This is a genomic window from Roseovarius aestuarii (genome assembly GCF_019966515.1).
GTDB lineage: Bacteria > Pseudomonadota > Alphaproteobacteria > Rhodobacterales > Rhodobacteraceae > Roseovarius > Roseovarius aestuarii.
Map to the genome: position 1 here is coordinate 64,028 of NZ_JAIMIB010000019.1, position 20,893 is coordinate 84,920.

The 20,893-nt window shown below is 57.6% G+C and carries 18 protein-coding genes; 14 read left to right on the forward strand and 4 right to left on the reverse strand.

Translation table 11 applies throughout. The annotated features are described in order from the left end of the window. Positions 1-112: 112 nt before the first annotated feature. On the reverse strand, positions 113-1,591 hold the full coding sequence (pdxR, locus tag LC334_RS18910) for a MocR-like pyridoxine biosynthesis transcription factor PdxR (protein WP_085801782.1): 1,479 nt from the start codon (positions 1,589-1,591) through the stop codon (positions 113-115). 127 nt (positions 1,592-1,718) lie between these two features. Here pdxR and LC334_RS18915 point away from each other — a divergent pair, with 127 nt between their 5' ends. Then, a complete protein-coding gene (locus LC334_RS18915) occupies positions 1,719-3,086 on the forward strand; it encodes a uroporphyrinogen decarboxylase family protein (protein WP_085801783.1) in 1,368 nt (455 codons plus the stop codon). Here LC334_RS18915 and LC334_RS18920 read toward each other — a convergent pair. Beyond that, entirely contained in the window at positions 3,033-4,007 is a 975-nt protein-coding gene (locus LC334_RS18920; protein WP_085801784.1) for a LysR family transcriptional regulator, read from the reverse strand. The genes LC334_RS18915 and LC334_RS18920 overlap by 54 nt on opposite strands. A gap of 220 nt (positions 4,008-4,227) precedes the next feature. Between LC334_RS18920 and LC334_RS18925 the strand changes: the two genes are divergently transcribed. From LC334_RS18925 to LC334_RS18945, 5 genes are read left to right on the forward strand one after another with little or no spacing between them, the layout of a single operon-like run. Then, the gene (locus LC334_RS18925) at positions 4,228-5,256 is read left to right on the forward strand and encodes a TRAP transporter substrate-binding protein (RefSeq protein ID WP_085801785.1); all 1,029 of its coding nucleotides are present in this window, start codon (positions 4,228-4,230) and stop codon (positions 5,254-5,256) included. A 32-nt stretch (positions 5,257-5,288) separates the two neighbouring features. After that, complete coding sequence (locus LC334_RS18930) at positions 5,289-5,876, forward strand: TRAP transporter small permease subunit (protein WP_085801786.1); 588 nt, start codon at positions 5,289-5,291, stop codon at positions 5,874-5,876. A 6-nt stretch (positions 5,877-5,882) separates the two neighbouring features. Further along, positions 5,883-7,241, forward strand: a complete 1,359-nt coding sequence (locus tag LC334_RS18935; protein WP_085801787.1) for a TRAP transporter large permease — start codon at positions 5,883-5,885, stop codon at positions 7,239-7,241. A gap of 42 nt (positions 7,242-7,283) precedes the next feature. Next, on the forward strand, positions 7,284-8,570 hold the full coding sequence (gabT, locus tag LC334_RS18940; RefSeq protein ID WP_085801788.1) for a 4-aminobutyrate--2-oxoglutarate transaminase: 1,287 nt from the start codon (positions 7,284-7,286) through the stop codon (positions 8,568-8,570). Between the two features lie 27 nt (positions 8,571-8,597). Continuing rightward, the gene (locus LC334_RS18945; RefSeq protein ID WP_085801789.1) at positions 8,598-9,722 is read left to right on the forward strand and encodes a zinc-binding dehydrogenase; all 1,125 of its coding nucleotides are present in this window, start codon (positions 8,598-8,600) and stop codon (positions 9,720-9,722) included. Positions 9,723-9,899: 177 nt separating this feature from the next. Here the strand turns inward: LC334_RS18945 and LC334_RS18950 are convergent, their stop codons facing one another. Both LC334_RS18950 and LC334_RS18955 read right to left on the reverse strand, forming a co-directional pair. Further along, on the reverse strand, positions 9,900-11,183 hold the full coding sequence (locus LC334_RS18950) for a nucleotide disphospho-sugar-binding domain-containing protein (RefSeq protein WP_085801790.1): 1,284 nt from the start codon (positions 11,181-11,183) through the stop codon (positions 9,900-9,902). Beyond that, positions 11,180-12,112 carry a GntR family transcriptional regulator gene (locus LC334_RS18955; RefSeq protein WP_085801791.1) on the reverse strand — a complete coding sequence of 311 codons (933 nt, stop codon included), beginning with the start codon at positions 12,110-12,112 and terminating at the stop codon, positions 11,180-11,182. The genes LC334_RS18950 and LC334_RS18955 overlap by 4 nt, the downstream gene beginning before the upstream one ends. A gap of 197 nt (positions 12,113-12,309) precedes the next feature. Between LC334_RS18955 and LC334_RS18960 the strand changes: the two genes are divergently transcribed. The 8 genes from LC334_RS18960 (at position 12,310) to LC334_RS18995 (ending at position 20,774) form a co-directional block, all read left to right on the forward strand. Beyond that, positions 12,310-13,350: a polyamine ABC transporter substrate-binding protein gene (locus LC334_RS18960; protein WP_085801792.1), complete on the forward strand. Its 1,041-nt coding sequence runs from the start codon at positions 12,310-12,312 to the stop codon at positions 13,348-13,350. 89 nt (positions 13,351-13,439) lie between these two features. After that, positions 13,440-14,300: an ABC transporter permease gene (locus LC334_RS18965; protein ID WP_217809124.1), complete on the forward strand. Its 861-nt coding sequence runs from the start codon at positions 13,440-13,442 to the stop codon at positions 14,298-14,300. Further along, positions 14,293-15,084: an ABC transporter permease gene (locus tag LC334_RS18970; protein WP_085801793.1), complete on the forward strand. Its 792-nt coding sequence runs from the start codon at positions 14,293-14,295 to the stop codon at positions 15,082-15,084. The genes LC334_RS18965 and LC334_RS18970 overlap by 8 nt, the downstream gene beginning before the upstream one ends. Further along, positions 15,081-16,142 (forward strand): ABC transporter ATP-binding protein, encoded by a 1,062-nt coding sequence (locus LC334_RS18975; protein ID WP_085801794.1) that lies wholly within the window; start codon positions 15,081-15,083, stop codon positions 16,140-16,142. Before LC334_RS18970 ends, LC334_RS18975 begins: the two co-directional genes overlap by 4 nt. A gap of 28 nt (positions 16,143-16,170) precedes the next feature. Next, positions 16,171-17,448 carry a nucleotide disphospho-sugar-binding domain-containing protein gene (locus LC334_RS18980; RefSeq protein WP_085801795.1) on the forward strand — a complete coding sequence of 426 codons (1,278 nt, stop codon included), beginning with the start codon at positions 16,171-16,173 and terminating at the stop codon, positions 17,446-17,448. Continuing rightward, positions 17,445-17,804, forward strand: a complete 360-nt coding sequence (locus tag LC334_RS18985) for a cupin domain-containing protein (RefSeq protein ID WP_085801796.1) — start codon at positions 17,445-17,447, stop codon at positions 17,802-17,804. The genes LC334_RS18980 and LC334_RS18985 overlap by 4 nt, the downstream gene beginning before the upstream one ends. A gap of 27 nt (positions 17,805-17,831) precedes the next feature. Next, positions 17,832-19,337, forward strand: a complete 1,506-nt coding sequence (locus LC334_RS18990) for an aldehyde dehydrogenase family protein (RefSeq protein WP_085801797.1) — start codon at positions 17,832-17,834, stop codon at positions 19,335-19,337. Positions 19,338-19,385: 48 nt separating this feature from the next. Further along, entirely contained in the window at positions 19,386-20,774 is a 1,389-nt protein-coding gene (locus LC334_RS18995) for an NAD(P)/FAD-dependent oxidoreductase (RefSeq protein WP_085801798.1), read from the forward strand. The last annotated feature ends 119 nt before the right edge of the window (positions 20,775-20,893 follow it).

Consider the following 20,893-nt stretch of genomic DNA (forward strand, 5'->3'; position numbering starts at 1 on the left):
CGACACATACCGTTATCAGGCCAGAACGTCATCGCTGGATGCAGCTAACGGCAAATGGGGAGATCCAGTTTGCCCACGCACGGAGTTCTTCGGCCAGGCATTATCTGGATCGTCAGAACTCTGCCAAGGCCTTGGCCATACGGCTAACCAGATTGGGGATGCGCTTCTCACCAACGCCCGAAAACCCCAGGACAAGCGCCTGACGTTCGATAGGTTCGGAGGTGTAGACCGATAGAGGCAGGGACTCGATCCCGGCGTCCAGTAACGCGCTATGCGCAGTCTGATCGTCAATGCCGCGCTTCAGCCACGCCAGCATGTGCATGCCCGCATCTGTTGGCTGTACGTCCAGATGATCTGCGCAGTCCCGTAGCAGGCAATCGTACAATATATCACGCCGCTCACGGTAAACCCGGCGCATTTTCCGGATGTGCTCGACAAAACGGCCGTCATCCATGAACTGGGCCATCGCGCTTTCCACTACGGCCGAAGAGCTTTGCCCAAGCAGGTTGCGCGCCTTGGCAAACGTATCGACCAACCCCGGCGGCACCACGATGTAACCCAGCCGCATCGAGGCAAACATGGATTTCGAAAACGTGCCGACGTAAAACACCCGGCGTTCCGTATCCAACGCGCTGAGCGCCGGAAGGGGCCTGCCGCGATATCGGAATTCGCTGTCATAGTCATCTTCAATGATCCACGCGCCGTTTTCCTGAGCGTAGTTGAGCAGCGCCAGGCGCCTGACCAGCGACATCGTTGTCCCCAGCGGTTGTTGGTGTGAGGGGGTGGTGAAGATAACTGTGGGATTGGGATAGCGTGACATCGCAACATCAAGGTCAAGCCCTTCACTATCTATCGGCACCGGGGCAACTCTCGCCCCCATCGCCTGCATGATATCTCGTCCGGCGATATGGCCCGGGTTTTCATACCAGACCGTTTCACCGCGATCGAGCAGCACAAAAGCAATCATCACAAAGGCCTGCTGCGCCCCCGAGGTTATAACGATTTGATCAGGATCGGCCTGCATGCCGCGGGCATCGGCCAGGTGCCGGGAAACCGCCTGTCGCAGCGCGGCAGAGCCGGTCACCGGCCCGTAGCTGAGGTTGCGGCGTTCGTGACTGGTCATTGCGTCAAAAATATATTTGTTCCAGGCTTTGACCGGAAACACATCCAAGGCAGGCACCCCCGGACGAAACCCATCGGTTTTTCCGTGACGAATGCTCGCTTTGGACGAGGTGATCATTTTGGCATGATCCGAAATCTCGATCTCCGGCGGTTTTGCGCGGCGGCGCGGCAGCCGAAAACTTGGCGCATAGTCCGGATCGAGCCCCTGCGCGACAAAGGTTCCGGCGCCCGTTCGGGCCTCGGCATATCCTTCTGCAACCAGTTGTTCATAAACCGATTTGACGGTGATGCGCGACACGTTCAGGTCCTGGGCCAGTTCGCGTGTAGAGGGTAGTTTCTGTGCCGGGCGCAACGTGCCGTCCAATATGAACCTGCGCAGCGCAGCATCCAGCTGACGATAGATCGGGACCGGCGACGCACGATCAACGCTAAATCCGTGCAGCAATGCGCCTCCGGGGGGTTTCGGCATGGGTCCTCTCAAAATGGATCTATAGAAACCACAATAATGGGTATATTCTACATATCCACTCCAGAATAGCCTATTATCGACGGCCTGTCGCAAGGCAGCAGAATTTTGATCAGGAGCGATACCGGGCATGACCGATCTGGAGAACTACCGTTTCCCCGCAGGCCTTCATCTGCTGCAACGCTGGCAGTCGGGGGACGCTGACGCAAAGCAGGAGGTGGCCCGGTTCTTTGACGCGGCCATCGCCGGTAAGTTTGATAACAACTTCAAGCTTCTTGCGCCCGCCAAATGCGTGCATTCAACGGCCTCTGTCCATATGCTGGGACTCGCGGTGCTGCATGATCTCTATGGCATTGAATCCCGTGAATACTACCACGAAGACCCCTATCGCTATGTGCGTGCCAACCTTGCCGTCAGCCGCCTTCTGGGGATCAGCAAGTTCTACATGACATGGGCGCTTTATGCCTGGACCTGTGAACCGCTGGGCCAGACGATGATGTATCCGGACAAGTTTCCTCCGGGGGCTGACCCCGATGCCATCCTGATCAACAAAAACAACTGGCGCGATCTGAAGACACCCGATTTTTCTACCGGTGTACCTGCGGCCATCGACGGTATCCTGCGCGTCACGCAGGAGCTCACCGGCGTCGCGCCCCTGTTGCAGATATCTGCGCCCTACAGCCTTGCTGCAGATATCTATGGGCAGGAACCTCTGCTGGCAGATGTGATCAATGACCCCGACGAGGTAAATGCGCTGCTGGATCATCTGGGCGATACCGTGCTGGCGCCGTGGATGGATCATCACTTCGAGATGTTTCCCGATGGATGGGTCGAATTGTCGGACGCATCGGGGTCGCCCTTTTTCATCGGGCCGGACAACTGCATGAACATGTCGATCCGCTCAATCCGACACATGTTGCGAGGGAAATCCTATGCAGACCGCGTGTTCGACAACAACTACCGCGGCGATTTCGTGGCCGAAGTGCGAAAAAAGGGCCGGACGGCACGACGCCGAGGTGCGATCAGCGAAGGCGCGCCCACGACGGACCGCGCCAAGCTGCTGGCGCTGACCGAGGCCAAGGTCAGCGTGAACCCGCTCTTCATCATGCGCCTTGAATCCGACAAGGTGGATATCTCGTTCTACGAGGAACAGGCAATCGCACGGAACATGCCCCTGACCGTTGGCATCGGTTCACCAGAGATTGACCGTAATAGCATCGAAGACCTCGACGCGACCAAGGCAGAAACTGTTGCGAACGCACGGTCATTCGTTGCCGCGATCAAAAACGTCTGCGAAACGGTTGATCTGCCGGATGACAACCATGTGGGGCAGTCCTGGCCGAGCCATGTCTATTTCGAAGACGTCAATGGTCAGTCCCAGTTCGAGCTTGTTGAGCTGATCCTGAGAGAGGTCCGCGACTGTCCGGCGATCGAACGGGCGCGCTCAGGGGTCAGTGCGATTGTTCAGGCCGCGCCCGACAATGCTGCCGTTGGGTAATTGAACCAGATAGTTCTCTGCACTTCTCTCTGATTTGAGCGTCTCGCGACAGACATTCGCGAAAGCTTCTATCAGTTTTGTTGGGATGGAACGATTGGTCAGTGCCAGCCCGTATTGCGGTGCGGGCACATCATCGCTCAACGGGACATAGACCAGTTCGCTACCATCATAGGCGCGCTCGTTCACGGGCCGCATGATCAGAAGCGCATAACCCTCGCCTGCGCCGACCAGGCTTCGGACAAGCTCGTAGGACTTGGCCTGATGTTTTATCCTGGGGTTCAGGTTGGCCTGCGAAAAAAGCGACAGAAAGAACTGCTGGGTAATCGGCAGGTTCAGCGCAACCATGTCCCGGTCGGCAAGCTGCGCCAATGAGATTGAGGTCTGGTTTGCCAATGGATCGTCCTTGGACAAAAGCACATAAGGCGGCGCTTCGATCAGGGTTTCAAATTCGATGCCGGGGCTGGGATGCATGTTGTAGGTCAGGGCTACATCAATCCGGCCCTGGGTAAGCATCAGGTTGATCTCGTCCAGATCCGCCTCGTGAACCTGAAGGGAAATGTCGAATCCCCGTTCCCTCAATCCGCGCAGAATAATCGGGACGATAAAGGCTGCGGTCGGAAGGAAACACCCCACCTCAACGACGCCTTTAAGCGCTTGTCGCAAATTGCGGGCATCATCGTCGAACTCCTGCGCGTTCTCAAGCAATCGACGCGCGCGCGCGATAAAGCGCCGTCCAACCGGTGAAAGCACGACGCGATGCGGACGCTCGCGGATGAACAGCTTTAGCTGGTATTCATCCTCAACCTTCTGAATTGCGGCACTTATTGCCGGTTGCGAAATCGCCAGGTTCTCTGCCGCCGCCGAAATACTGCCGTAGTCAGCAACTGCGACAATGTAGGAAAGCTGGCGAAACGGGATCATTATAAGAAAACCTGAGATTGATTGATATTATAATACTATTTTACAGATATTGGCTGATCCATTCAACATGCTGGAATAGTTCGCCGCGCTCCTGACCCGTTTTGAGAAAAGCGGCATGATCGCGCGAAGAGCCGCTGCTGTCATCCGGGGGGATGTCACACAGTTGTTAAACTGTCAGGCGAGGAAGTCGTCGACACATTGAACCTGGGAGGACCATAATATGAAGAGAACTAGTTTAATCGCCGCTGTAGGCGCTGCCGTTATCGCAAGTACGGCACCGACATTGGCCGAAAAGCTGGATGTTGCCAGCACCTTTGGCACGAACAACCTTCTTGGACAGATGGGGGTGAAATTTGCCGAGAACGTCGCCATCGCAACCGGTGGCGAGCTGGAGCTTGAACTGGCCGAGCCCGGCGATCTGGTGCCGACGCTGGAAGTCTTCGACTCGGTCGCGTCAGGCGCGATTGATGCGGGCTGGGACTGGATGGGATACTGGTCCGGTACCGTGCCAGTGGCACAGTTCTACGGCGGTCTGCCCTTTGGTCCGACCTCCGAAGTCTCATCGTCCTGGATGTGGAACGGCGGCGGCATCGAAATCATTCGTCGCGAATACGCCAAGCACGGCGTGATGGTGTTCCCCTGCTTTATCGAGCCTCAGGAAACCGCTGGCTGGTATCGCGAAGAGATCACCGGGCCCGAAAGCTATGACGGGATGAAAATCCGCATCTCGGGTCTGGGCGCGAAAGTGCTGACCAAACTGGGTGCATCTACACAATTGGTGCCGGGCGGTGAGACATTCCTGGCGCTCGAGCGAGGACGTGTTGATGCGGCCGACTTTGCGATCCCGACCGTTGACGAGGCGATGGGCTTCTACGAAATCGCCAAATACAACTACTTTCCGGGCTGGCACCAGTCGGCAAGCTGGTTCTCGTTCATCATGAACAAGGATCTCTATGACAGCTACAGCGACGCGCGTAAGGCCCAGCTACACATGGCCTGTCAGGCGACCATTCAGTATACGTTCAACCGCCTTCCTGCCGAGCAGATGGACGTGATTGCACGCATGGCGGAAAAAGGGGCAATCACGAAGCGTCTGCCGGACAGTGTGATGGAACGACTGCGCGAAGCCTGGGCCGAAGTTCTGGCTGAAGAAATGGCAGCTAAACCGGTTGTGAAAGAGATGTACGAATCTCTTCAGGCGCATCAGGCTAAGGTAGACGCTTGGAACGAGTTGCAAAGCTTGGACTGAGACCAACCCGATCCTAAGGCGGAGGCCCAACAGTGAAACAGCTATTGGTGAATATCGCCCGGCTTATCGAACGCATTGGTCGTTGGCTGGGCGAGATCACAAGCTGGCTAGCACTGGGAGTATTGGCCTCCGTCCTTGTCGCCGTCATCGCAAGCGCGATGCGTGCAAATGTAATGTTGGACTGGGGGGTCGATATTCCCCTGTTCGGCGACAATCTGACGGTCAACGACGTGATCGACCTGGAATGGCACTTCTTTGCAATCATGGTCATGATTGGTGGCACATATGCCTACATGGATGACAAGCACGTCCGATCCGACCTGATTTATGCGGGGCTGTCACAGTCAAAAAAGAAATGGATCGATACACTTGGCGACGTCTTCCTGATGATGCCGTTTGCAGCGGTCATGTGTTGGCTGTCCATCGGCTTTGTTATGCGGTCCTACAATTCATCTGAAGGGTCGGACTATGGCGGGATGCTGGACCGGTTCCTGATCAAATCCACCATCCCGATTGGTTTCGCAATCCTGTTCCTCGTCATACTGGCGCGAGTCATTCGGCGACTTCTGGATGATGAACTTGCCGATAGCACCTATTCCGCGACAGAAGAAAGCTTGTAGCAGGTCATGGAATTTTTCGTCGAATACAGTTGGGCGATTGCCATGATACTTGCGCTGGTGGCGGGGGTTTTCACCGGCTACCCGGTGGCCTTCCTGCTGTGCGGGCTTGGAATTGTATTTGCCATTCTTTCGGGCATCCCGCTGAAATTCATGGGCACCGTGGTCTCCAAGATCTACGCGGGCACGCTCTCAAATTGGCTGCTTCTGGCGGCTCCACTCTTCATTTTCATGGGGCTGATGCTGGATAAGTCCGGCTTGGCCGAGCGTCTCCTCCTCACGCTCGAACGGCTCTGTGGACGGCTGCCCGGCGGGCTGGCGTTATCGGTTGCTCTGCTTGGCATCATCATGGCAGCGAGCACCGGGATCGTTGGCGCGTCGGTCATGCTGCTGGGTGTGATCGCCCTGCCGGTGATGATCCGACAGGGTTATGATCCGCAATTTGCCACCGGCGTGACCGCGGCTTGCGGCACACTGGGCATTCTGATCCCACCCAGCATCATGCTGGTCTTCATGGGAGCGATCCTGCAGGTTTCCATCGGAGGGCTTTTCAAGGGAGCGTTTATCCCGGGCCTTCTGCTGGGCACGGTTTACATCCTTTACATTCTGGGCGTCGGAATCTTCTCACCGCACCGGGCGCCTGTGCCCGATCGCAGCGAGATTGACAAAATCGCCCAAAGGCAAGGCAACCTGCTGGTCGAATTGCTGCTGAACCTGGTGGGGCCGCTCTTCCTGATTGCCGCTGTGCTGGGGTCCATCATGATCGGTCTTGCCACCCCGACCGAGGCCGCGGGCATCGGGGCAGGCGGTGCATTGCTGCTGGCACTCATCGCGCGCAAGCTGAGCTTTGGTGTGATGCGCGACGTGGTGCGCGATACGTCCAAGACCACTGCAATGGTCATTTTCGTAATGATCGGTGCGGCCTGTTTCAGCGCTGTGTTCAAGCGCCTAGGCGGTGATGATATGATCGAGGAGCTGTTTATTGGCACGGGCTTCGGCCCCTACGGCCTGCTTCTGCTTATGATGGGCCTGATCTTTGTCATGGGGTTTTTCCTCGAGTGGATCGAAATCAGCTTCATCGTGCTGCCGCTTTTCGCCCCCATCGTCACCTCTCTTGACTTCGGGTTCGAGGCGACCCGGCCGGAAATGCTGATCTGGTTCGCGGTGCTGGCAGCGGTGAACATGCAGACCTCGTTCATCACGCCGCCCTTCGGTTATTCGCTGTTTTACCTGCGTGGCGTCGCACCGCCGGGTGTCACCATCAAGACGATTTATCGTTCTTCCGTTCCCTTCGTTGTCCTGCAACTCATCTGCCTTGGCGCGCTTGTGTTGGTTCCGGACATTGTTTTGTGGCTCACGCGGGTCTGACCTGCAGAAAGCCGTTTGCACCTGCATCTGACGAGGCAAGAAATGACCACCAATCATGATTTTGAGGCCCGACGCGACAATGCCGTAGCCCGCGCCATCGCCTATTCGTCGACTTTCGTGGCCGACAGGGCCGAGAATGCCGAGGTCTGGGATGTTGAAGGTAACCGCTATATCGATTTCTGCGGCGGAATCGGATGCCAGAACGTAGGGCATCGCAACGATACAGTTGTTGCGGCCATCAAGGATCAGCTTGACCAGTTGACCCATACCTGTTTTCAGGTGACACCCTATGAAAGCTATATAGTGCTGGCCGAGCGGCTGAACGCGCTTTTGCCCGGCGATTTTGAAAAGAAGTCCCTGTTCTTTTCAGCAGGCGGTGAAGCGGTTGAAAACGCGGTAAAAATTGCACGCTATCACACGGGTCGGCCCGCCCTGATCACCTTTACCAACGGCTATCACGGGCGCTCCTACATGGGCATGGGCCTCAGCGCACGGATGGTGCCGTTCAAGCAGGGCTTCCGCCCGTTCCCGACCGAGATTTACCGCATGCCATTTCCCGATGAGTTCCACGGCGTCAGCCTCGACGATACGAAACGCGCGTTTGAGACACTGTTTCGCAGCGATTGTCCGCCTGATCAGGTTGCCGCGATCTTCTTTGAACCTGTGCAGGGCGAGGGTGGATATAACATCGCCACGCCGGATTTCCTGAGCTACCTGCGCGAGATGTGCGACGAACATGGCATCGTTCTGGTGGCGGATGAAATCCAGACCGGCATGGGCCGGACCGGCAAACTGTTCGCCATGGAGCATTTCGGCATCTCCCCCGACCTGACCTGCATCGGCAAAAGCATCGGCGGCGGCCTGCCCATTTCGGGCATCGTCGGGCGGGCGGATATTATTGATACAGTGCCCCCGGGCGGGCTGGGCGGCACATTTGGCGGCAACCCGCTTGCCTGCGCCGCCGCGCTGGCCGTGCTGGATGTGCTCGAGGCTGAAGGCCTGTTGCAACGTGGCTTGGACATGGGCGCACTGATCGACGCAAGGCTGCGCAAGATGGCGCGGCGCAATGGTTTCCATTGCATCGGAGATGTCCGTGCTCTGGGCTGTATGAACGCCATCGAAATCGTCAGGGACCGGGATAGCCGCGAACCGGATGGTGATTTGACCGCAAGGATCGCATCCATCGCGCTGAAGAACGGCCTGATCCTGATCACGGCAGGCCCCGCCCGCAACGTGATCCGGTTGCTGGTGCCGCTCTCGGCCTCAACCGGGCTGGTCGAAGAGGGATTGGAGATTCTAGAAAACGCGGTGGATGAGGCGATGACCTGACCGTCGCGATCAGGGCTGGAGGAAGCGATGAAAATCAAGGCGGCAGTACTCAGACGGTCCGATCTTCCCCGGCCCTATGCTGAAAGCAGACCTCTGAATATCGAGGAGATCGACCTCGACCCGCCGCAGCAGGGCGAAGTGCTGGTGCAGATCAAGGCCGTGGGGCTTTGCCATTCCGATCTGGTGGCCATCAACGGCGAGCGCGGCAAACCGATGCCAATCGTTATCGGGCACGAGGCCGCTGGTATCGTCGTCGAACTTGGCGCTGGCGTCGCGGGATTGGCGGTCGGAGATCACGTTGTGCCTTCTTACGTTGCAAGTTGCGGACATTGTGAGATGTGCAACGTCGGCAGACCAGCCCTGTGCGAGCCTGCGACGGCGTCAAACGCAGCGGCAGTCCTACGCGATGGTACAACCCGTTTGCACAAGGATAGCACCCGTATTCATCACCACTCCGGGATTGCCGGTTTCGCCGAGTATTCCGTGATGCCGATGGAAGCACTCGTCAAGATTGACAAGGACATTCCCTTTGAACACGCAGCGCTCTTTGGCTGCGGCGTGGTGACCGGCGTGGGTGCGGTTGTTAACACATCCGGCGTCCGGCCCGGCGAAAGCGTTGCGGTGGTCGGTCTGGGCGGTGTCGGGCTCAGCGCCTTGCTGGCGGCGCGGGCTGCCGGGGCGGGCCGGATTGTTGCGCTTGACCTCAGCGAGGACAAACTGGCCCTGGCTCGGGATCTGGGCGCACATATCGCGCTCAATGCCGCCGATCCCGACTGTATCGGAAAAGTCCTCGAAGCCACGTCAGGCGGGGTGCATGTCGCTGTGGAAACCGCAGGGTCACCTCGCGCGTTGAAGACTGCCTATGACGTGACCCGCCGCGGCGGCACAACCGTTGCGGCCGGAATGCCCGGGCCAGACGCAGAGGTCACGATATCGCATCTCAGCATCGCGGCGCATGAACGGACGCTGAAAGGGTCATACATGGGCAGCTGCATCCCCAAACGGGACATCCCAAGATATATGGCCATGTTCAAAGATGAAAAATTGCCGGTCGACCGCCTGCTAACCCGTGTCATCGGTTTCGATGACCTGAATGCCGCGATGGATCGGCTTGATGATGCTGCTACGGTGCGCGAAGTGCTGATCCCCTGACATCTCTGCCGATAGGAACGACCGAGTGCGCCTCGAAATTCTCTAGCTCACCGGCAGCGATGCCCATCTTGTCAGCGATGCAACCCGTCATTTCCCAAGTTGCGGTGCGATGGATATATCCTTTAGACAGATGCCTGCTCGCCGGGTATCATCCCGAATTCAACTCACACAGCCAGACTAAGCGCTGTCCAACATACTGAACGTACGCAAGATACTGCTCGCTGCTTTCGCGGTTCCCGATTGCGACATCATCTGCGAAGAGATGCGCTTCATCCTGATTTGCATCTCTTCGCAGATGATGAGTTCCCTGATTTTATTGCCAAGCTGTTCCGGCGCCCAGCCCGCGCGACCCAGATGCTCTCCGGTCTTCGTTGCCGCTGCGCGTGACGCATTGTCGTGGCCGTCCCAGCAATAGGGCATTATCAGAGATGGCACGCCATAATACAGCGCTTCGCAAAAGCTGTTATTGCCCCCGTGGTGAATGAACAGATCAGCCTGTTTGACAATGGAAGGCTGCGGAAACCAACTGCCCAGATACACGTTGTCCGGTACGTTCTGGTAACTTTCCAGAAACCCGCCAACATTGACGAAAAAGCGGGCGCGGATGGTTGCGAAGACGTCAATCATGCGGCCGATCAAACCAGTATCAATCGCGCCGAGACTGCCAAAGCTGAGATAGACCAGAGGCCCGTCATTGACGGGGAGCGTCGGCAGTTCAAACCGGGTTTCTTCACGCACGCATCCTTCGAGAAACACGAACTGACCCTCGGGCAAGGGACGGCGTCGCTCATGCCGGATGGCAGAGGGCGCAAGCAAAAGATTCAGATGTTTTGAAACCTCCAGAAACTGCCCGTCAGGCAGCGGCGCAAGGCCCCGAGAGTGGCGGAAACGGTTGTATCGCTTGTGCGCAGCGGCGGTCGCATCCAGATAAGCGGCCTCGAATATCTGCCGCTCGGGATCGTCGGGCCTCATTCCTGACAGATACGGCGGTACGTTCGCATCGGGAATTTCGGTCTCGGCGCAGGACACGACGCGAATCCAGGGCACACCGGCGTTTGCGATGGCGGGAAACATGATCACATTATCGAGGATTATGGCATCGGGTTTGATGCGTTTGATCAGCTTCTCCAGCCCGGCTTCGGCCTGTATCGCCGTGTCGACAATCGCCTCCCATGTGGGCGCGACATAGCTTTGCAGTTGCGCCATCGGGGATTGATTGAAGTGGTCGAGATGGGTCGAGATAAAAGCCTGCCAGTTTTCTTCTGCCTGCTGGCTGGATTGGGCAGATGCCGGCAGGTGGTATTCCTTAAACCCGTATTCGGCAAAGACACCGGTAAAGCCCGCGTGACATAGGAAAACCGGCACGGCACCCGACCGTTTCAACTGCTGGGCGATGCCCACGCAATTCAAGGCCGCGCCAAAGCTGGCTTCGGGAAACAGGGCAATCACCGGTGCTGTCATCCGATCGTACCTTGTGAAAGCGGGCGGATGCCACGGTTAGCGGCCTGCGGTCTGCGGATTTGTGACCGCCGCAGGTGCAAGACCATCTGATCCGCCGCCAGCTGGTGCTGCGAACGCTCAAGACTGTCGAAAATATCCAGATGCTCTTCCAGGGCCTGGCGCAGCCTGAAATCAGGGATGGATTGATCTTCTTGCGTGGTTGAACGCAAGCGGTGATGGGCCAGCAATGCACCACGAATGAACCGGTTGCCTGACCCTTCGGCGATCAGGCTGTGAAAGGCACAATCAAGCCGCAGAAAAGCAGTGTTGCTTATCTCGTCCTCGTGCCGCGCCAGCATTTCCTCCATCTGCTGTCGCATCATCCCGGCCTTTTGGCTGTCCATGGCAAATCCGGGGGCCGAGATCGCCTGAGGTTCAAGGATCAGGCGAAAGGAAAGGCTGTCTCGCAATGCGTTGGGAGTGTCCAAAATCGGCTGAAATGCCCAGGCTCGACCAGGGAGTTGAGCAACAATACCATCAGCGCTTAGTATTTTTAGCGCATTTAGTACAGATGATCGTGGCTCCTCGTATCGCCTGACCAATGCGCTGACCGATTGCACGTCGGCAATTCGTCGCTCCGCACGATCCTTCAAGATTCTGTTGGCGAGGCTGTCTTCGACGTCCTCTAGTTGAGCCATGCCTCCTGACACCGCAACTTCTGGATGGATCTTAAGAAAGTAACCCTCCTCTTCCCGGCGTATAACAATATTATTTATTTCCAATATCTTAAGTGCTGATCGTATTGGTGTACGCGACACACCACAGGCATTCGAAAGGATCATTTCGGGTAGATGATCACCCTCACCCAGGCCGTTTTCCAAGGCATAATCGACTATCTGCCGCGCCAGCTTCAGATGATTTTGGCGCGTATTGCTGCGGGTTTTTAGCATTCATCTGCCTGACATCGATAAGCTGTTCGAACCAAATGCCACCTGAAGATTCGAGCCTAGAAAAAGACAGCAAAAACACTTTGACGTATTTTTACTGTTATTAATACTGAAGGTATCGCGATCACGAAGAATCGCAAGTTTAATTGTGTCGACGATCTAACGCTTGGCATTTCAACAGACGACCCGGGAGGAAATTCATGTCACGACTTCGCACCACCACCTATCTGGCCGCCGCATTGGCCGCCGTCGGATTGCCGGCTCTGGCCGACCCGCTGACCGTATCGAACTGGGATGGCTACATGGCGGCAGATGCAATCGACAGTTTCAATTCTGAAACCGGCAACGAAGCCGAGCTGGTTCTGCACGCGACCAACGAAGAGATCATGGGCAAGCTGATTGCCTCAAAAGGCGTCGGCTATGACGTGGTCTTTGTCTCCTCCCCTTTCGCGGAGGTGCTAAACAATCTTGGCCTGGCGGAAACACTGGATCATTCGAAAATTCCCAACATCCAGAACCTTTATGCCGAAGCCAATGCGCTGGAACATGATCCCGGAAACTCGTTTTCGGTGCCCTACGCCTGGGGGACAACCGGGCTCTGCTATCGCTCGGACCTCGTCGATGCGCCGTCCTCCTGGAACGACCTTCTGAAGCCAGCAGAAGATGTGGCCGGCAAGACCACCATGCTGGCCACTGACCGCTGGCTTCTGGCAGCGGGGCAACTGGCGCTTGGTTACTCCGTCAATGAAACCGACGCTGACAAGATGGCCAAAGTCCGCGACCTCTTGATTGATGCCAAGGGAACGTTGCTGGCCTATGACGACACCACCTTCTACGCCAAGCTTGTCTCGGGCGAGGCGGAACTGGTTCAGGCCTGGGACGGGTGGTGCAACTACGGGATCGGCGAAAACGCCGACATCAAATACATGATCCCGGAGGAGGGATCCGATCTCTGGGTCGACACGATGGTGATCCTGAAAGCATCCGAGAACAAGGACGCGGCCTATTCCTTCGTGAACTATATTCTGGATGCGGACAACCATCGCTGGGCGGCTGAAAACATCCTTTACAAAGTTCCGAATGAGGCTGCGATGGCGGGTGTTGACGCGTCCCTGATCGAAACCTTCCCCAACATGGGCATGAAACCCGCTGACATGTTGGGTTTTGAACAGTTGCGCGATGTGGGTGAGGCACAGCGCGACTATTCCCGTGTCGTGTCGGAAATCAAGGCGGCAAACTGATTGCGCCTGGCCCCGGCGACTTGTCGCCGGGGTTTCCATCCCTGCCTTAAACTTCTGAAATTCGCCGCCTTGCGGTGCGGGCCTGACGTATGACAACCGATCGCAGACCACTGTTCCTGATGACCCCGGCGCTGCTCTGGCTCTTTGGGCTGATGGTAGTGCCATGCCTGCTGATTCTGGCCCTGGCGTTCTTCAGGCGCGGTATCTACGGCGGCATCGAATACACGTTAACGCTTGAAAACATCGCGTTGGTGTTTGACCCTCTCTACTTTCAGATATTTCTGAAATCAGCGGGGATCGCCGGGTTGGCCGCGGGCATCGCCTGTGTTTTGGGATATGCCGCTGCCTATGCCATCGCAGCCATGCCACGGCGCCACCAACCCATGCTGCTGTTCTTTGCCGTGCTGCCGTTCTGGTCAAATTATCTGGTGCGGACCTATGCGTGGATCGTTCTGTTGAACCGCGAAGGTTTGATCGTGAACCTGGCGCGCTGGATCGGGTATGAGGGCGAATTGCCCAGCATGCTCTACACCGAGTCGGCTGTCGTGATCGGCCTGATCTACAACTACCTGCCCTTCGTGATCCTGAGCTGCTACGCGCCGCTGTCGCGCCTTAACCCGGACGTGGCCGAAGCATCGCGCGATCTAGGCGCATCGGGCTGGACGACATTCCGGCGAGTGACGCTCCCGATGACCGTGCCTGGCATTGCCACAGGCTTCGTGTTCGTCTTCGTGCTGTCGATCGGGAATTTCGTGACGCCCGCCCTGCTGGGGGGCGGGCAGTTCCAGATGATCGGCAACCTTGTCTACGCGCAGTTCCTCACGGCCAATGACTGGCCCTTTGGCGCGGCTCTGTCGATGGTGTTGATCCTGGTTATGCTGGGGCTTTTGATTATGCAGGCCACCGTGGCCGAACGGGCATCAGGCGGAAGGACGCGCGCGGATGGCTGATCGCAACACATTCCGCCTGATGCTGTTGATCCTCGGCATCATCTTTGCGTTTCTCTACATTCCGATTTCCGTGCTTGTCGGACTGTCGTTCAACGGAGGCGGTCTGCCCACCGCATGGACGGGCTTTTCAGTGAAATGGTACGGCGCGCTGCTAGAGAATGAGGACATTCTGCAGGCCGCAGGCAACACCCTGGTGGTCGCGCTCTTTTCAACGCTGTTATCAACCCTGCTGGGCAGCCTCTTGGCGGTCGGTGTAGAAATCCGGCGGCGCAATGGAAAATGGCTTGAAACCATCATCTTCGCGCCGATGATCATCCCTGACATCGTGCTGGCCATTGCGCTGCTCAGCTTCTTTTCCCTGTTGGGCGTGGCCATGGGGCTGCATACGATTATCGTCAGCCATGTCGTTTTTAATCTGGCCTTTGTCTGCGCCGTGGTCCGCGCGCGCCTCAAAAGCTTTGATTGGTCAATTGTCGAAGCCTCTGCCGATCTGGGGGCGTCCACCTTCACCACGATGCGGCGGATCGTATTACCCGTGCTGATGCCTGCCATTCTTGCGGGTGCTCTATTGGCGTTCACGCTGTCGGTTGATGAATTCATCATCGCGTTCTTTACGGCAGGGGCAGGGCGGTCGTCGATCACATTGCCGATGCAAATTTTTGCAATGATCCGGTTCGGGGTCACGCCGGAGATTAACGCGCTGGCTACATTAGTGATGGCGGTGTCGGTGATCGCGCTGGCTCTGTCGCAACGTCTGAACCGCGGGGGATTGCCAGGACAATGACCTCTCCCCTTCTGACCCTTGCGAACGTCAAGAAATCCTTCGGCAGCGTGACCGCCGTTTCCGGGGTCTCGCTCGATATCTATGAGAACGAGTTTTTTGCGCTTCTGGGCGCCTCCGGCAGCGGCAAGACGACCCTGCTTCGCATGATGGCGGGGTTTGAACAACTCTCGGGCGGCGATGTCCTGCTGGACAATGCATCAATCGCCGGCATCCCGCCCAACAAACGCCCCGTGAACCTGATGTTTCAGTCCTATGCGCTCTTCCCGCACATGACCGTGGCGCAAAATATTTCCTACGGGCTTGAGATGGACAGGCTGCCGAAGGCCCAGATCACGGCTCGCGTTGATGAGATACTGGACGTGATCCAACTGACCCATCTGGCCAAGCGCAAACCCGATCAGCTCTCGGGTGGTCAGAAGCAACGGGTCGCCCTGGCCCGCGCCTTGATCAAACGGCCCAAGGTGCTGCTTCTGGATGAACCGCTTGGCGCGCTCGACAAGAAACTGCGCAGCGAGATGCAGTTGGAGCTCAAACGCCTGCAGCACGAGTTCGGCATCACCTTCATTGTCGTCACCCATGACCAGGAAGAGGCCTTGGTGATGGCGGACCGCGTGGCCATTATGAAAGACGGCGCGCTTTTGCAGGTTGGCACGCCGCACGACATCTATGAACGCCCGCAGACACGCTATGCCGCTGACTTCATCGGGGTCATGAATTTCCTGCCTGTCACCGATAATGGCAAGGGGTTCGTGACCACCGATGGCACCCGGATCGCCGTATCCGCCGCTGCCGATGGCTCCCGCATCGGGGCGGGTGTTGCGGCGGTCCGGCCAGAACGGCTGAAGGTCGGCGGACAGTCTGACAACTGCCTGAGCGGCGAGATTTCCGAGATCGCCTATCACGGCCTCGACCAGTTGCTGCACATCAAAACCAACGCGACAGACACGCCGCTGATTTCCCGCATGACCGCCGACGTCGCAGACGACCTGCGCCCCACAGTCGGCCAGACCGTAACCATAAGCTGGTCCGCGAAGGACACGCTGATTTTTCCGGCCTGACCGCCGGGCATTCCGCAGAGGAGACACTATGGAACAGAAAACTTTCGCCTTCTTCCCCGAGGCCGCGTTTGGCCCGGCGCTCAATTCCGTCGGCATCGCGCAGGCCGTCACAAAGATGGGCCACAAGGCTGTGTTCCTGTCTGATCCGGGCTTTGTAGAAATCTATGAGGGGTACGGGTTCGAAGCCCATCCCGTTGCCCTGTCCGAGCCGATGCCGTCGGAACAGATGGCCAAGTTCTGGGAGGATTTCATCAACGGTCACATCCCCAATTTCCGTAAGGCGCCGATCGACCAGATCGACAATTACGTCAAGGAATGCTGGGAGGCGATCGTCGACAGCGCCAAATGGGCGGAAAAGGATTTGCCCGGCGTTCTGGACAAGATCAAACCGGATGTGATCGCCGTGGATAACGTGATCCTGTTTCCGGCGATCAAGCAATACGGCGTGCCCTGGGTGCGGATTATCTCGTGTTCGGAAAACGAAATCGAAGACCCTGCGATCCCGCCGCATCTGTCGGGCATGTCCGAGAATGACAAAGAAGGTCACGCCGTTTTCCGCGCGCGGTTCGAAGAGGTGATCGCGCCGATCCATGCCGACTTCAACAGCTTCCTGGCCGAGTGCGGCGAAGCACCCTACAAAATCGGTGAGTTCTTCGAGCCCTCACCGCATATGAACATGATGCTCTACCCCGAACCGCTAACGTATAACCGCAAAAAGCCGCTTGATCCGGCGCGGTTCCAGTATCTTGAGGGCTGCGTGCGGCAGGACGATCCCTATGAGGTGCCGGCATTTGCCGCCAACAATGACGGGCCACTGCTTTATATCTCTTTCGGGTCACTGGGTGCTGGCGATACGGACCTGCTGAAGCGCCTGATCGCATTGGTAGGTAAATCGCGTTATCGCGCACTGGTCAATGTCGGCGATTACGAGGCCGACTATGCCGACATACCGCCCAATGTCGTGATCCAAAGCTGGTATCCGCAGCCATCAGTCATTCCGCAGGTCGATGTGGTGATTCATCATGGCGGCAACAACTCCTTCACCGAATGCCTCTATTTTGGCAAACCCGCGATCATTATGCCCTATGTCTGGGACGGGCACGACAACGCCATGCGGGTGCAGGAAACCGGATACGGCTTTCGTTCGGATCGGTATGACTGGAGTGATGAAGATATCATCGCCAAGATCGAAGCCTGCCTGACGGACACGAAGATGCAGGGCAAGCTGGCGGATATTTCCAAGCACATGCAGGGTTGCGAAGGCCCAACCAAGGCGGCCAAGCTGCTGGTGAGTCTGTTGAAATGAACAGCCTCGCCGCCTCAGCGCCGCACATCCACGAACCCTGTCAGTATGATGACCTCGTTGATTGGGGGCCGATCCCGACCATGCTCGAAGGGCAGTCGCATACCAGCGGCAAACTGCTTCACAAGGGACCGGACGGGCAATCTGAATGCGGTTTATGGATTTGCACCCCCGGTAAATGGGAATGCCATGTCACCAGGGATGAGTTCTGTCATTTCCTCGAAGGGCGCTGCACCTATGTCCACGAAAGTGGCGACGTGATCGAGGTCACGCCAGATACCGCTGCATTCTTTCCCCAGGGCTGGAAAGGCGTTTGCACCGTCCACGAAACCGTCAAGAAGGTTTACATGATCCGCTGACCGGATCGTTACGCCCAAGGAGGCCTCATGCCCGACACGCCGACCGCCCGCTATTTCCTCTGCCCCGGCTATCACGCCAGCGCCGGACAGGTGCATGACGTGATCGATCCAGCCACGCTGGAAACCGTTGGCGAGCGTACGGAAGTGACCACCGAGGAGCTATCCTCGGTTCTGATCCGGGTAAACGAGGCACAGGCGTTGTGGAAGCAGGTGGACGCAAAATCGCGTGCCAAGGCGCTGCATGATCTTGCTCATCGGATTGAGACCACCGATCTGACCGATTGCGCCATCCTGATGAGCCGCGAGATGGGCAAACCTTATCCCGAAGCCATCGGAGAGTTGCAGAATTGTGCCCCGATCTTTCGCTACTACGCCGAGATGGCCCGTGACGAGGCCGGCAAGATCGCGGGGACAACACAGGCCGGGTCGTTTCAGTTTGCGAAATATGAACCGTTGGGGGTGTCGGCACATATCATGCCATTCAACTTTCCGGTCTTGTTGATGTGCTGGACGGTCGCGGCGTCGCTTGCCGCGGGCAATGGTTGTGTGGTCAAACCAGCGGAAATCACCACGCTGTCGACGCTGGAGTTCATGAAGGTCTTTGCAGGCCTTCCGGACAATCTGATGGCGTGTCTGCCCGGCGGGGCTAAGGTGGGAAAAGCCTTGGTCGACAGCAATCTTACCCATGCCGTCGCTTTCACCGGATCGGTTACGGTCGGGCAAGCCGTGGCCGCAGCCGCCGGGGCCAGGATGAAACCCGCGATCATCGAAGCGGGCGGCTCGGACCCGATGATCATCAGCGCCCATGCCGATATCGACGTGGCCAGCGCAGGCGCGGTCACCGGCGCGTTTCACATGTCGGGGCAGGTCTGCACCTCGACCGAGCGGCTTTATGTGGTGGACAGCGTTCATGACCGGTTTGTAGAGGCTTTTGCGGCAGAAACGGCGCGCCTGCGGATCGGTAACGGTCTTGGCAAATCCGAAATCGGCCCGCTCAGCAGTAAATTCGCGCGCGACAAAGTGGAACGGCTGGTGACGGACGCGGTATCTAAAGGCGCCGACCTGATCTGCGGCGGGCGTATTCCCCCAGCACTTGACAACGGCTGGTTCTATGAACCCACGATCCTGACCAACTGCAGCGCCGATATGGATATCCTGAACGAAGAGTGCTTTGGCCCGGTGGCCGCCATTCTCCGCGTGCCGGATTTTGAGGCCGCAATCGACGGTGCGAATGCCTCGGATTTCGGTTTGGGCGCCTGCGTATTCACAAGGTCTCTGGAGGAGGCGCACGAGGCACATGAACGCCTTCAATCCGGCATGGTCTGGATCAACAATCCAATGATCGACAATGATGCGTTGCCTTTTGGCGGCTGGAAGGCGTCGGGTATGGGGCGGGAGCTGGGCCGTCAGGGCCTTGACGCATTCCGGCGCACCAAGATGGTAATCATGGATCATAAACCGGTCCGTCAGGAGTGGTGGTACCCGTACCCTGACAACTGGTTTCTGGACGCGGGCGGGCGGAAACTTGTGTAAGGCCTTGATCCTTCGAGGCAACCTGCAAGGACGCGAAGGCAGGTGTAGATGACCCCACCCACTCCCTACGCCAAGGCCAACACCACACCCTATTGGTTTACCACGGTGCCCGATAGCGAGCCGTGTCCGGCACTGGCCGGTGATACAAACTGCGATCTGGCGATCATCGGTGGCGGGTTCACCGGGCTTTGGAGCGCCTTGCATGCACGGCGGCGGCATCCGGATGCGAACATCATGCTGTTTGAGTCCAAACGCTGCGGTCAGGAGGCGTCAGGCCGCAACGGTGGGTTTTGCGCGCCCTCGATTTCTCACGGTGTCTCGAACGCTCTGACCCGCTGGCCGGACGAGGCGGAGACCCTGATCCGTCTGGGGCGGGAAAATCTGGATGCGTTTGCAAACGATCTCGAAATCTATTGCATCGACGCCGACTTTGAAAGGGCCGGCAAGCTGAACCTCGCCGCGACCCCGTGGCAGGTCCACGACCTCAAAAACATGGCCGCGAACTATGAGCGGTTTGGCATAGATTGCCGCCTGATGGCAGGTGACGCGCTACGTGAAAAGTTCGACAGCCCTGTCTATAGCGCCGGGCTGTTCGAGCCGAACTATGCGCTAGTCAATCCCAGCAAGCTTGCCGCAGGGTTGCGCAAAAGCTGCCTGGCTCAGGGTATTCGGATATTCGAAGACACGCCCGTCAAACGCGCCAGCCACGAGAGAAACGCCCTGCGCCTCGAAACACCCAACGCTGTTGTCACTGCAAAACACGCCATTCTCGCCACCAATGCCGCCGTACCCATATTGCGTAAACTGCGTCAGGCGATCTTGCCGATATTCGACTATTCGCTGGTCACGGAGCCGCTGAGTGATGCGCAATTGGCTGGAATCGGCTGGACCGGTCGCCACGGCGCGGCCGATACAGGCAACCAGTTTCATTACCTTCGGAAAACAGTGGATAACCGCATTCTCTGGGCCGGATTTGACGCGATTTACCACTATGGCAGCCGCCGCGACGCGGAACTCATGCAGCGCGAGGAAACCTTTGCACTTCTGGCCGAACAATTCGCCACGGTTTTCCCAACCCTTGCCGATGTGAAGTTTGACTACAAATGGGGCGGCATCATCGACACATCCGCGCGCACGACTTTCTTTGTCGGCACCGAGTGCGCAGGCAAACTGGCCTATGCGATGGGTTTTACCGGCCAGGGCGTGTCTGCCAGCCGGTTTGCGGCGCTGACCATGCTAGATCTGCTTCAGGGTGACCGAACGGAACGGACCTCCCTGAAAATGCTGAACAGTGCGCCTGTCCGATTTCCACCGGAACCGTTTCGCTCATTGGCTATTCGCTTGGCCCAAAAGGGCCTGGCACACGAAGACAAGACAGGCCATCGCCCCCTTTTCCTGCGTGCGCTGGACCGGTTTGGCGTTGGTTTCGATTCATAAGTGCTGTGCAATTTCAGAATACTTGGACTACGAAAGCCACACTAACTAGCGCTTAGCATAGACCACACCTGATGTTACCCCGCCTTTCATGATCAAATCGCATTCGGCTTTCACGAAAC

Bases quoted from the DNA above. Each gene is read 5' to 3' on its own strand.
- pdxR (WP_085801782.1), bottom strand. From the start codon at position 1,591: ATGCCGAAACCCCCCGGAGGCGCATTGCTGCACGGATTTAGCGTTGAT.
- LC334_RS18915 (WP_085801783.1), top strand. From the start codon at position 1,719: ATGACCGATCTGGAGAACTACCGTTTCCCCGCAGGCCTTCATCTGCTG.
- LC334_RS18920 (WP_085801784.1), bottom strand. From the start codon at position 4,007: ATGATCCCGTTTCGCCAGCTTTCCTACATTGTCGCAGTTGCTGACTAC.
- LC334_RS18925 (WP_085801785.1), top strand. From the start codon at position 4,228: ATGAAGAGAACTAGTTTAATCGCCGCTGTAGGCGCTGCCGTTATCGCA.
- LC334_RS18935 (WP_085801787.1), top strand. From the start codon at position 5,883: ATGGAATTTTTCGTCGAATACAGTTGGGCGATTGCCATGATACTTGCG.
- gabT (WP_085801788.1), top strand. From the start codon at position 7,284: ATGACCACCAATCATGATTTTGAGGCCCGACGCGACAATGCCGTAGCC.
- LC334_RS18945 (WP_085801789.1), top strand. From the start codon at position 8,598: ATGAAAATCAAGGCGGCAGTACTCAGACGGTCCGATCTTCCCCGGCCC.
- LC334_RS18950 (WP_085801790.1), bottom strand. From the start codon at position 11,183: ATGACAGCACCGGTGATTGCCCTGTTTCCCGAAGCCAGCTTTGGCGCG.
- LC334_RS18955 (WP_085801791.1), bottom strand. From the start codon at position 12,112: ATGCTAAAAACCCGCAGCAATACGCGCCAAAATCATCTGAAGCTGGCG.
- LC334_RS18960 (WP_085801792.1), top strand. From the start codon at position 12,310: ATGTCACGACTTCGCACCACCACCTATCTGGCCGCCGCATTGGCCGCC.
- LC334_RS18965 (WP_217809124.1), top strand. From the start codon at position 13,440: ATGACAACCGATCGCAGACCACTGTTCCTGATGACCCCGGCGCTGCTC.
- LC334_RS18970 (WP_085801793.1), top strand. From the start codon at position 14,293: ATGGCTGATCGCAACACATTCCGCCTGATGCTGTTGATCCTCGGCATC.
- LC334_RS18975 (WP_085801794.1), top strand. From the start codon at position 15,081: ATGACCTCTCCCCTTCTGACCCTTGCGAACGTCAAGAAATCCTTCGGC.
- LC334_RS18980 (WP_085801795.1), top strand. From the start codon at position 16,171: ATGGAACAGAAAACTTTCGCCTTCTTCCCCGAGGCCGCGTTTGGCCCG.
- LC334_RS18985 (WP_085801796.1), top strand. From the start codon at position 17,445: ATGAACAGCCTCGCCGCCTCAGCGCCGCACATCCACGAACCCTGTCAG.
- LC334_RS18990 (WP_085801797.1), top strand. From the start codon at position 17,832: ATGCCCGACACGCCGACCGCCCGCTATTTCCTCTGCCCCGGCTATCAC.
- LC334_RS18995 (WP_085801798.1), top strand. From the start codon at position 19,386: ATGACCCCACCCACTCCCTACGCCAAGGCCAACACCACACCCTATTGG.